13 protein-coding genes and 1 tRNA gene are annotated in these 10,598 nt (G+C 60.9%); 6 read left to right on the forward strand and 8 right to left on the reverse strand.

The window, feature by feature from the left end:
- Positions 1-10: 10 nt before the first annotated feature.
- Positions 11-1,006, forward strand: a complete 996-nt coding sequence (locus AC1DZ5_RS19305) for an aldo/keto reductase (RefSeq protein WP_477892055.1) — start codon at positions 11-13, stop codon at positions 1,004-1,006.
- A gap of 52 nt (positions 1,007-1,058) precedes the next feature.
- Entirely contained in the window at positions 1,059-2,201 is a 1,143-nt protein-coding gene (locus tag AC1DZ5_RS19310) for a GGDEF domain-containing protein (protein ID WP_477892057.1), read from the forward strand.
- A gap of 47 nt (positions 2,202-2,248) precedes the next feature.
- Here AC1DZ5_RS19310 and AC1DZ5_RS19315 read toward each other — a convergent pair.
- The 4 genes from AC1DZ5_RS19315 to AC1DZ5_RS19330 form a co-directional block, all read right to left on the reverse strand.
- A tRNA-Ser gene (locus AC1DZ5_RS19315) sits at positions 2,249-2,336 on the reverse strand.
- A gap of 36 nt (positions 2,337-2,372) precedes the next feature.
- Positions 2,373-3,683 carry a serine--tRNA ligase gene (serS, locus tag AC1DZ5_RS19320; protein ID WP_477892059.1) on the reverse strand — a complete coding sequence of 437 codons (1,311 nt, stop codon included), beginning with the start codon at positions 3,681-3,683 and terminating at the stop codon, positions 2,373-2,375.
- A gap of 93 nt (positions 3,684-3,776) precedes the next feature.
- A complete protein-coding gene (gene ispH / locus AC1DZ5_RS19325) occupies positions 3,777-4,736 on the reverse strand; it encodes a 4-hydroxy-3-methylbut-2-enyl diphosphate reductase (protein ID WP_477892061.1) in 960 nt (319 codons plus the stop codon).
- Positions 4,733-5,197 (reverse strand): FKBP-type peptidyl-prolyl cis-trans isomerase, encoded by a 465-nt coding sequence (locus AC1DZ5_RS19330; protein WP_477892063.1) that lies wholly within the window; start codon positions 5,195-5,197, stop codon positions 4,733-4,735. Before AC1DZ5_RS19330 ends, ispH begins: the two co-directional genes overlap by 4 nt.
- Before the next feature lie 45 nt (positions 5,198-5,242).
- Between AC1DZ5_RS19330 and AC1DZ5_RS19335 the strand changes: the two genes are divergently transcribed.
- From AC1DZ5_RS19335 to AC1DZ5_RS19345, 3 genes are read left to right on the forward strand one after another with little or no spacing between them, the layout of a single operon-like run.
- A complete protein-coding gene (locus AC1DZ5_RS19335) occupies positions 5,243-6,988 on the forward strand; it encodes an ankyrin repeat domain-containing protein (RefSeq protein WP_477892065.1) in 1,746 nt (581 codons plus the stop codon).
- A 14-nt stretch (positions 6,989-7,002) separates the two neighbouring features.
- Positions 7,003-7,722 (forward strand): RadC family protein, encoded by a 720-nt coding sequence (gene radC / locus AC1DZ5_RS19340; protein ID WP_477892067.1) that lies wholly within the window; start codon positions 7,003-7,005, stop codon positions 7,720-7,722.
- A 9-nt stretch (positions 7,723-7,731) separates the two neighbouring features.
- Positions 7,732-8,376 (forward strand): Smr/MutS family protein, encoded by a 645-nt coding sequence (locus tag AC1DZ5_RS19345; protein ID WP_477892069.1) that lies wholly within the window; start codon positions 7,732-7,734, stop codon positions 8,374-8,376.
- A gap of 7 nt (positions 8,377-8,383) precedes the next feature.
- Here the strand turns inward: AC1DZ5_RS19345 and AC1DZ5_RS19350 are convergent, their stop codons facing one another.
- The 4 genes from AC1DZ5_RS19350 to AC1DZ5_RS19365 all read right to left on the reverse strand — a co-directional run bounded on the left by AC1DZ5_RS19350 (position 8,384) and on the right by AC1DZ5_RS19365 (position 10,228).
- Positions 8,384-8,785, reverse strand: coding sequence for a group II truncated hemoglobin (locus AC1DZ5_RS19350; protein ID WP_477892071.1), 402 nt, complete (start codon positions 8,783-8,785; stop codon positions 8,384-8,386).
- A gap of 74 nt (positions 8,786-8,859) precedes the next feature.
- Positions 8,860-9,282, reverse strand: a complete 423-nt coding sequence (locus AC1DZ5_RS19355; protein ID WP_477892073.1) for a hypothetical protein — start codon at positions 9,280-9,282, stop codon at positions 8,860-8,862.
- The gene (locus tag AC1DZ5_RS19360) at positions 9,273-9,839 is read right to left on the reverse strand and encodes a type II toxin-antitoxin system MqsA family antitoxin (protein WP_477892075.1); all 567 of its coding nucleotides are present in this window, start codon (positions 9,837-9,839) and stop codon (positions 9,273-9,275) included. The genes AC1DZ5_RS19355 and AC1DZ5_RS19360 overlap by 10 nt, the downstream gene beginning before the upstream one ends.
- A 14-nt stretch (positions 9,840-9,853) precedes the next feature.
- Entirely contained in the window at positions 9,854-10,228 is a 375-nt protein-coding gene (locus tag AC1DZ5_RS19365) for a hypothetical protein (protein WP_477892077.1), read from the reverse strand.
- Between the two features lie 278 nt (positions 10,229-10,506).
- Here AC1DZ5_RS19365 and AC1DZ5_RS19370 point away from each other — a divergent pair.
- On the forward strand, positions 10,507-10,598 hold a 92-nt coding region (locus tag AC1DZ5_RS19370; protein WP_477887043.1), incomplete at its 3' end, for a helix-turn-helix domain-containing protein.

A 10,598-nucleotide genomic window follows, 5' to 3' on the forward strand; every position in this document is an offset into this window, starting at 1 on the left:
GGAGGACCCCATGAAAACACGCGTACTTGGCCACAACGGCCCCACCCTCTCTGCCATCGGCCTGGGCTGCATGGGTATGAGCGAGTTCTATAGCGGCCGCGACGATGCCGAATCCATCGCCACGCTGCACCACGCCCTGGACCAGGGTCTGAATTTTCTGGACACCGCGGACGTGTATGGCCCACACACCAACGAAGTGCTGATCGGCAAGGCCATTGCCGGGCGCCGGGCGGATGTGTTCATCGCCACCAAATTCGGCATCCTGCGCGACCCCGCAAATGAGGCGGTGCGTGGCGTGAGCGGCAGGCCCGAGTATGTGAAAAGCAGTTGCGACGCCAGCCTGAAGCGCTTGGGGATCGAGCAGATCGACCTGTACTACCAACACCGTGTGGACAAGACGGTGCCGATTGAAGACACCGTGGGGGCCATGGCCGAGTTGGTCAAGAGCGGCAAGGTGCGCTACCTGGGCCTGTCCGAAGCCTCGGCCGCCACGATCGACCGGGCCTGCAAGGTCCACCCCATTGCGGCGCTGCAGAGCGAATACTCGCTTTGGACGCGCGACCCGGAGGTGACCGGCACACTGGCCGCCTGTCGCCGCAATGGCGTGAGCCTGGTGGCCTATTCGCCATTGGGACGCGGTTTTCTGACGGGCGCATTTGCCAAGCCTGAAGACATCCCGGCGGACGACTATCGCAGCCGTTTCTCCCCGCGCTTCCAGGGCGAGAACTTCAACCGCAACCTGGAACTGGTGGAAAAGGTCAAACAGATGGCACAGGCCAAAGGCACCTCAGCCGCCCAGCTGGCGCTGGCCTGGGTGCTGGCCCAGGGCGATGACATCATCCCCATTCCCGGCACCAAGCGCCGCACCTACCTGGACGTGAACATCGCGGCCCTGGACCTGGTGCTGAGCGCGGCGGAACTGACAGAGTTGAACGCGGTGTTCACGCCAGACGCCGCCGCCGGCCAGCGCTACCCGGAGTCGTTTATCGCGTCCGTCAACGTGTGACAAATAGGCCTTAGGGGCACGCCACCTGACCTCTACAATGGTTTCCATACCCATGGACACCATTGACCCTCGCACAACGATTGTGCTCATCAGCACCATGAGCGGCCTGATGGCCTTGGTGCTGTACGCACTCAAGCGGAGCTACCCACCATCCATTCGGGGCTTGGGTCAATGGTCCAAGGCCCTGCTCTTCATCGTCGTGGGAGGCGCGTTTGCGGCTTCCCGTGGCAAATTACCCGAGCTCTTCACCACTGCGGTACCCAACTTCTTGCTGTGCTGGGGGGTGTACCGCCTTTACTCAGGGTCTCAAAGCTTTTTTGGGGTACCCCCCCGTCCACGTCCATGGCTGGCGTTCATCGGCGGCGTGGTGCTTGTCACCATGTGGTTTACCTGGGGAAGCCCCAACTACCCTGTGCGTCTGCGCATGGTTACCGTGGTCTTTGGAACTTTGTTTGGCCTGCACGCTTGGCTTATCTACCGGCAAGGCACCCTCACGTTTGCCCGGATCCTGGCCATTGGCACACTCGCATTCATCACCTTGATTCAAGTGGCCCGCCTGATCACCACCTTTGTGTTCCCCATGGGCAGCGACGTTTTAGACCCTACCCCACAACACGTCATTTTTATTGTCAGTTTCTCCTTCTCCATCTTGCTGCTGTCCATCAGCACGGTGCTGATGGCCGGAGACAGCCTCCGTGTGGAATTGGAATATTTGGCCACCCGTGACTCCCTAACCAACGCCCTGACGCGCCGCTACATCGATGAGGCCTGTGCCCACGAACTTGCGCGCAGCCGGCGCAACGACAAGCCACTGGCCTTGTTGATGATGGACTTGGACCATTTCAAACGCGTCAACGACACACACGGGCACCAAGCCGGAGACACCGTTCTCGTGGACTTTGTTAAAACCGTGCGCGCACTTCTGCGCAGTAAAGACTTGCTGGGACGTTTTGGCGGCGAAGAGTTTGTCGTGCTGCTGCCAGAGACTCCGCTGGATGACGCAATGGTCGTAGCAGAGCGGATTCGTGCCGCCTGCGCCAATTCACCCGACTCCACCAAAATCGCGTGTACCGTGAGCATCGGGGTCACCACCAACCTTGCCGACAGAGATACCGTAGACACCCTGATGGCCCGTGCCGACGCAGCTCTGTACCAAGCCAAGGCCGAAGGACGCAACCGAGTCGTCATTGGCTGACACAGAAAAAAGCCCCGCACTGCAAAACAGTGCGGGGCTTTTCATTCTGGAGGAGAAGGAGGGATTCGAACCCTCGGTGCCTTACGACACGCCTGATTTCGAGTCAGGTACATTCGACCACTCTGCCACTTCTCCTGAATTCGCGTCGGTCAAAACGAAGGCGTGATTCTATCAGGCCTTCAGCACATCTTTGCCGCCCAAGTAGGTGCGCAGCACTTCCGGTACGTTAATGCTGCCATCGGCGTTCTGGTTGTTCTCCAGCACCGCCACCAGCGCACGGCCCACAGCCAGGCCGGAGCCGTTCAAAGTGTGGACCAGTTCGTTCTTGCCCTGGGCGTTCTTGAAGCGGGCCTGCAGGCGGCGGGCCTGGAAGGCTTCGCAGTTGGAGACCGAGCTGATTTCGCGGAAGGTGTTCTGCGCGGGCAGCCACACTTCCAGGTCATAGGTCTTGGTGGCGCCAAAACCCATATCGCCGGTGCACAGGCTCATCACGCGGTAGGGCAGGCCCAGCTTTTGCAGGATGGCTTCGGCGTGGCCGGTCATGGCTTCCAGCGCTTCGTAGCTTTTCTCGGGGTGCACGATCTGCACCATCTCCACCTTGTCGAACTGGTGCTGGCGGATCAGGCCGCGGGTGTCGCGCCCGGCGCTGCCGGCTTCCGAGCGGAAGCACGGGGTGTGGGCGGTGAGCTTGATGGGCAAATCGGACTCTGCCGACACCACGTCGCGCACAAAGTTGGTCAGCGGTACTTCGCTGGTGGGGATCAGGTACAGCGCGGTGTTGTCATCTCCGCCCTCCTGCCCACCCTTTTTGGCGGCAAAGAGGTCTTCTTCGAACTTGGGCAACTGGCCCGTGCCGCGCAGGCTGTCACCGTTGACGATGTAGGGCGTGTAGCACTCGGTGTAGCCGTGCTCTTCGGTCTGGGTATCCAGCATGAACTGGGCGAGCGCGCGGTGCAGGCGGGCAATCGGGCCCTTCATGACCGTGAAGCGCGAACCGGTGAGCTTGACGCCCATTTCAAAGTCCAGGCCCAGGGGCGCGCCCAGGTCCACATGGTCCTTGATCTCGAAGTCGTAGGTCTTGGGAGTGCCCCAAGTGCGCACCACCACGTTGCCATGCTCGTCCTCACCCACAGGCACGCTTTCGTGCGGCAGGTTGGGCACGGCTTCCAGCATGGTTTGCATCTCGGCCTGGATGGCGTCCAGGCGCGTGGCGGAGGCTTCCAGTTCGGCCTTCAGGTCGGCCACTTCAGCCATGGCCGCATCGGCCTCGGCGTGCTGGCCCTTGCCCTTGAGCATGCCGATCTGCTTGCTGACCGTGTTGCGCTTGGCCTGCATTTCTTCGGTGCGCATCTGGATGGTCTTGCGCTCGGCTTCCAGCGCTGTGAAGGCGTCCACATTCAGGAAGGCTTGCGGGTTCTTGCGGGTTTGCAGGCGGGCGACGACCGAATCCAGGTCTTTGCGCAGCAGGGTGATGTCTAACATGGCGTTCTCGTATTTCTCTAAGTCAAATCGGGCGCTAGCCCTCTATTTTATTGCGCAAGCAGCTACTAAAACCATAGCATGCTGCCTGCCATTTCATTCTTCCAGTCGCAGCCCCTTGGGCAGCGGGAACTTCACGGTTTCCTCAATGCCGTCCATCTTGCGCACCGACACGGCGCCCAGCGCCTTGATGCGGTCGATGACGGCCTTCACCAGAATCTCGGGGGCGCTGGCGCCGGCGGTTAGACCTACGCGGGATCGGCCTTCAAACCATTCGGCTTTGAGCTCTTCTGCGTTGTCCACCATATAGCTCTCGGTGCCCAGCTTCTTGGCCACTTCGCGCAGGCGGTTGCTGTTGGAGCTGGTGGGACTGCCCACCACGATCACGATGTCCACCTGAGGGCTCATTACCTTCACCGCGTCCTGGCGGTTCTGTGTCGCGTAGCAAATGTCTTGTTGCTTGGGCTCGCGCACGTTCGGAAAACGCGCCTTGACGGCGGCTGAAATTTCGGCCGCATCGTCCACGCTCAGCGTGGTCTGCGTCACCACGGCCAGCTTGGTGGTCTGGCCGGGCTGCACCTTGGCCACATCGGCCACGTCTTCCACCAGGTGAATGCCGCTGTCGAGCTGGCCCATGGTGCCTTCCACCTCGGGGTGGCCCTTGTGGCCAATCATGATGAATTCGTAGCCCTCTTTGTGAAGCTTGGCCACTTCCACGTGCACCTTGGTCACCAGCGGGCAGGTGGCGTCAAAAATCTGGAAACCGCGGCGCGCCGCCTCTTTCTGGATCGCCTGGCTCACGCCGTGGGCCGAGAACACCAGCGTGGCGCCCGGGGGCACGTCATCCAGCTCCTCGATGAAGATGGCGCCGCGTGCCTTGAGGTCGTTCACCACATAGGTGTTGTGCACGATCTCGTGGCGCACATAGATAGGCCGGCCAAACTTGACCAGTGCCTTTTCCACAATCTCGATCGCACGGTCCACACCGGCGCAAAAGCCGCGCGGCTCAGCCAGCAAAATCTCTTGCGGCAGGGTGATATTCACGGCGTGGCTCATAGCACCCCAATCAGTTGCACTTCAAAGGACACCGGCTGGCCGGCCAGCGGGTGGTTGAAGTCGAACAGCACGGCACGCTCGGTGCCCTCGCCACGCAGTTGCAGCACCACACCGGCAAACTGGCCTTGACCATCGGGGGTGGGGAACTGCACCACATCGCCCACGTTATAGGTCTCCAACGGGTCACCCATCTGCGTCAGCACCTTACGCGCCAGCCACTGCTGCATGTCGGGGTTGCGCTCGCCAAAGGCGGCGCCTGCGGGCAGCTCGAATGTGGCCCGTGCGCCCTCTTCCATGTCCATCAGGCAGGCTTCCACCGCGGGCGACAGTTCCCCCGTGCCCAGGCTCAGCGTGGCGGGCTTGCCGGTGAAGGTGTTGATGATGTCCCCAGCCGGGCCGCCCAGGCGGTAGTGCAAGGTGAGGAAAGAGCCCGCTTGGACGCGGGGGGTCGTGGTGGTCATAAAAGTCCCGATAAACTGCCCTCTATTGTAGAAAGCTTGACCACCATGACCTTTGTCCGCCCCCTGGTGGGGACGCTGGCGCTCGTATCGGCCTTGTGTGGGGGGCTGTATACCGGCCTAGCCCATGCCCAAACCGGCCCCGCGGCTAACCCTCCAGCCACCCTCCCTCCTGCCCCTCCTACCGCTGCGGCACCCGCCCCAGTGTGGAGCGAAGCCCAGTGGCAGGCCCTGTGGGATGCGGCCCAGCACACGGCGGGGCTCAATGCCTACGAGTTCAAATGGCTGTTCTACGCCGACGTCAGCCGCGCGCGCATGGCCCGCGTCAGCGGCGTGCGCAGTACCAGCATCACCGCAGCCAACCTGATCGCCGTGCCCAAGGTGATTCGCCTGGCGCTGGTCAACCTGTATGTGCCGGGCGAGAAAAGCCAGCTCATCCCCTTCACCAACCGCGGTACGCCGGGCTGGCTGGTGGTAGAGCTGGTCCGCGTGAGCCGCGCCGCGCCGCTGCGCACCGGTGCCGACTTTGAAAAAGACGCCCGCGACTGGGTGGCCAAAGGCCTGCTGCCCGCACCCGACGTGCTGCTGGCCGACCCTGTGGAGCGCGCCCGCGCGGCCTACTGGCGGGCACTCACGCCCCAGGCCGTGGCCGCCATTGCGCCCGACGTGTCTCCCAATGTGGAGTACGGAAACTTCTTTACCCCGCTGACGCGGGCCATCCTGACTGAGAAGCGCGAGCTGGTGGCCGCCCTGCTGGACCATGGCGCCAACATCAACCAGTGCAGCCTGCTGGGCTGCCCCCTGCACTTGGCACAAGGCATGCCGGACGAGAAAAAAGCACAGGATTGGACCCAGTGGCTGCTGGACCGCGGTGCCAAGCCCGACACCGTGGACAGCCGCCACATGGCCGCCAACGACACGCCACTGGCCGCTGCCATGGGCCAGGGCCGGCTGGGCAGTGCCGAAGCACTGGTGAAAGCCGGTGCCTCGCCCGACGGCGTGCCCCAGGTGCCCCACACCCCGATCTACCAGGCCGCGGTGAACCACCGCAAGGACATGGTGAACTGGCTGATCATGCGCGGTGCCAGCGTGCTGCCTTTTGCCGACCGCGGCAACGCCACGCTCGGCGTGCCGGCCCACCTGTATGCCGGCGCCCAAGCCACCGAAGACAAAGACTTCATTGCTTGGGCCGAGCAGACCATGGTGAGCGCGGCCCAGTCCTCGCCCGAGTACCGCTACAACGCCTTTCTGGAGCAGGGCAAGCAGCGCTTCCCGCTGAAAGACGGCACTGCGCTGACGATCAAGGCTGCACCCTTCAAACTGGTGCTGGAATTGAAGCCCGGCGAATCCACCGCCGTGAACGTGGGTGCCTCCTTCGAGAAGGCCTGGTCGGACGAAGTGCGCCGGGGTGACAAACGCAACCCACTGTTCCACCCGTTTTCATCGGGGGCGCTGGCCGAGCCGCCCTCCGAAGATTCGTACGACCTGCTGGTGGGCCAGCCCTGCCCTGCTACGGCCAAGGCCGACGACCTGTGCCCCGGTGTGCTCTTCACCCTGCAAACCGACAGCGACAGCCGCAAGGATTTCCATGAGTTACGTGCTGGCAGCAACGAATACGTGCGCGAGTCCCGCCGCGTGTTCGACGTGTCGGTGGACAAGGGCACCGCGCAGCCGCTGGAGCAGTTCCAGGGGAAGACGCTGTACCTGGTGCTCAGCGCCGGGCTGAACCTTGGCGGCATCGACGGCCTGCGTCTGGTGGGGCCGCGCTTTGTCAGCGTGAAGCTGCAAAAGTAAAAGAAGAAAAAGCCATGCCGCTCAAAGACCTGCCCCTGGAAGCCCAACCGCGCGAAAAGCTGCTCGCGCGCGGCCCCGGCGCACTCAGCGATGCGGAGCTATTGGCCATCCTGCTGCGCACCGGCATCGCAGGCAAGGGCGTGTTGCAGATGGCGGATGAGCTGTTGCAACTCAAAAACCATAGCAGCCCGCGCAATGCGAACGCGGGCCAAGGCGGGTTTGGCGGCATAGCCGGCCTGTTGAACGCCACCGCGGACGATCTCAAACGCGTGAAGGGCCTGGGCCCCGCGAAGCGCGCCGAGATCGTGGCCGTGCTGGAGCTGGCCCGCCGCGCCATGGCCCAGCGCCTGCAGGAGCGCGAAGTGTTCTCCGATCCGCAGGCCGTCAAGCACTACCTGCAACTGCACCTCGCGGCCAAAGGGCATGAAGTGTTTGCCGTGCTGTTTCTGGACACGCAGAACAAGCTGCTGGCCATGGAAGAACTGTTCCGCGGAACGCTGACGCAAACCTCGGTCTATCCGCGCGAAGTCGTCATCCGCGCGCTGCACCACAGCGCAGCCGCCGTAGTGCTGGCGCACAACCACCCCAGCGGCACCGTGCAGCCCAGCCGAGCCGACGAGGCGCTTACGCAGACGCTGAAAGCCGCGCTGGCGCTGGTGGACGTGCGCGTGCTGGACCACATCATCGTCGGCCCCGGCCAGGCTCTGTCCATGGCCGAGGCCGGTTTACTCTAAAGGGCTGCCATGAAGATCAACGCCCTGTCTGACCTCAAGCTGGTCAAAAAAGAAATCGAAGCCCAGGCCGCGCGTGAGGCCGCCTTGGCCGCGCAAAAGGCGCTGGACGCCAAGCGCAAGGCCGCCGCCAGCAACCTGTTCCAGGCTGCCATTGGCAAGGTCAAACCCATGGCCCCGCCACAGCGCGCAGCACTGGCACCCGCTCCGCCCAAGCCCATCCCCAAGCAGCAGTTGCTGGACGAAGCCGCCGCGCTGCAAGAGGCCCTCAGCGACGAGGTGGATGTGACCACGCTGCTGGACACCGACGACAACCTGAGCTTTCGTCGCCCCGGTGTGGGCCCCGACGTGACACAGAAGCTGCGCAAGGGTAAGTGGAGCATCCAGAAGCAGATTGACCTGCACGGCTACCGCAGCGACGAAGCGCGCGAGGCGCTGGGCGCCTTCATCCGCGAATCGCACAAGCAGGGCATACGCTGCGTGCGCGTGGTGCACGGCAAGGGCCTGGGTTCGCCCGGCAAGGCGCCGGTGTTGAAGGAAAAGGTGCACAAGTGGCTGGTGCAAAAAAGCGAAGTAGTGGCCTTTGTGCAGGCCCAGCCCGCGCAGGGTGGCGCCGGTGCGCTGGTGGTGCTGCTGCAGCCACTGAACCGGGCCTGAACTACGTTCAGGCGCCTACGTTGCGCATCCAATCCGCGGTCTGAAAAAACGAGGTCTTGAGCCGCTCGCGCAATTCGGTGGGCACGCCCGTATCCCCCATGGCCTGGTCCATGCAGGCCAACCACTGGTCACGCTCCAGAATGCCGATCTTGAACGGCATGTGCCGAGCCCGCAGCCGCGGATGACCAAAGCGCTCCACAAAATAGTCCGGCCCACCCAGCCAACCACACAGAAACCAGAACAGGTGGTCGCGTGCCTTCTCCAGGCTGCTGCCATGCGCAGCCCGCAGCGCCGCGTAGCCAGGCTCCAGGTCCATCAAATCGTAAAAACGGTCCACCAGGCTGCGGACCACGGGCTCGCCGCCTATCCATTCAAAGGGGGTGATACCGGTGAGGGCTTCGTCAGTCATGCTGTTCTATAAGAAATTGGCCTCCAGCCTCCGCAGGACATGCGCGAGCAGCTATCAAAAGAGGAGTAGATAAATCAAAGACCTAACGGTAGAACGCGTGCATCAAACCCCATTGACTGCAACTCACGCCTGAAATGCGTCATGGCCAATGGAAAAGCCTGTGCCACCAACACGTATTGGTACTGCTCATGCTCAAACTTGGGCACAACAACTTCGTCCGTTACGCCTGCTGGGTAGTCAAACTTAGCTTCGTACTCAGCCTGAAACGATGCTTGATGAGCTGCATCGGCTTCGCTATTTGCGACAGTGCTCAGATCAATCTTCACTACAGCCTGCAAAATTCCACCTGGAAGGGTAGGTACGGCTAGGCCCACCTCAATGTTCTGTGTCAGCTGAAAATTCCACCCGCCTTTGCCCGTCGCTGGCGCTCTGTTTTCACCATGAAAAGCGAGTGCGCGAAACGACACCAATTTAGGCCGCTGCTCGATTACTTCCACTGCTTGTCCCTTTCTTGCCCGTAGGGCCGGAAAGTCACGGTCGATGGGCTGCGTTGCTGATCTGCTCGATAGTTTTCCATCAAAACAACATTCGAACTCATGCTAGCGGTTGCAATGACTTTCTCTTTCGAGAACTCACTTGCCATTCCGCACTCTTCAACCAGCTCCCAAAACGCGCTCTCACTGCGACGAACCAAACGGAGCAGCTTGTCCATTGACTCGGATTGCGCAACATCATCGTTCTCGTACTTGCTAAACGCCACGGGCCCGCCACCAAACAGCTTTGCCGCCTGACTTTGTGTCAGCTTGTATTTATCACGCAGTGCGCAAATTTCAGTGCCCGTCAGCAAGCCATCTACAGACTTCCGAAAAGCCATCACGCCCCGCTTATTCAGTTTGCTTTCTTTCGCACCAGCAAAATCCGAATGGCAGACGTCGCACAGCCGATAGTGCAAGGGCAACGATTTTTTTTGCCCTTTGTATTCACTCTCGACTTGGTCCACGTGGTCTGTCACGTGGCCCTCACCACAAATTGGGCAGAGCTCTTGCTTATCCATGTTTATTCCTAATTTCAAGTGTGACAAGAAATCGTCAACACCATCGTGCCAAGTTTGTTAATTGCAAACTTCACGAAATACCCGATCAACATCTCTTTATTGGCCGTTTCGACCCACTCTTTGACTCTTAGCGAATAAGCATCACAGGCGGCATAGGCGCCCCTACCGTTTTCGCACCACTCAGAATCAATGTAGTCACCATCGCGCAATTGCAAAACCAAATCAATGACATCGGAGTTCTCCCATCCAAGCTCTCTGACGTTGCTTACACAATCTTTGGTCCACAGCGTTAAGCCCTTGCCATCGTGAATGATCGACTTGACGCGGTTCAGGTCATATATCGGCCCACCCGCAATCTTCTCGCCCCCTCCATAGGTGGGCGAAGTCAAACTGTACTCGGAAACGATGACGAAAGTTACCATTATGGTAATTTTACGGTTAAAAGTGCGGGTATTGCTGTACGTTTATCCATTGCTTTCGACGCTTTTGCCCCACATCACAACGCAGGAAGCCACAAGATCTCATCTCTGTAGCCATTTTTACTTCGATTGAAGCTATTTCGGCTACATCAATTGGCGTCGAACCACTTTCAAGCCAAATTGGCCTACAGCCCCGGCTGCCTCAATAGTGAAGTGCAACACCTTTAATTTAACTCTAAGGTGTGCGCATGAAATCAGAACCTCATTACAGCCAGCTGGACTATCAAGATCGCCAAACCATCGCGATCGGCCTTGAAAACGGATTGAGCCTGCGCGCCAT

Source organism: Rhodoferax sp. P1_F3, from assembly GCF_056405715.1.